This is a genomic window from Bacillus sp. SIMBA_026, from assembly GCF_046535335.1.
In the GTDB taxonomy this organism is placed as follows: domain Bacteria; phylum Bacillota; class Bacilli; order Bacillales; family Bacillaceae; genus Bacillus; species Bacillus velezensis.
Map to the genome: position 1 here is coordinate 1 of NZ_JAWRWX010000366.1, position 249 is coordinate 249.

Genomic DNA, 249 nt, shown 5'->3' on the forward strand with positions numbered 1-249 from the left:
CTGGTGGCCGCCGAGCCCACATACGCGGAAAGCGTGCTGACGCAGTTGGCAACCCACGAGATCGACCTGCTGGTGCTGGACTTAGGCATGCCCGGCGTCACCGGATCGCGCTGGATACGCGCGTTGCGCGACGCGCATCCCGACCTGCACATCATCGTCATGACCGCCAACCAAGATACGCGCACGCGCGACGCGGTCCTCGCCGCCGGCGTGGAAGCCTATCTGCTCAAGCAGGGCGAGACGCAGACG

At 66.7% G+C, this 249-nt stretch carries 1 protein-coding gene; it reads left to right on the top strand.

Annotated features, from left to right (window positions below; translation table 11 throughout):
* On the top strand, positions 1-249 hold a 249-nt coding region (locus SB847_RS21825), incomplete at both ends, for a response regulator (RefSeq protein ID WP_410578806.1).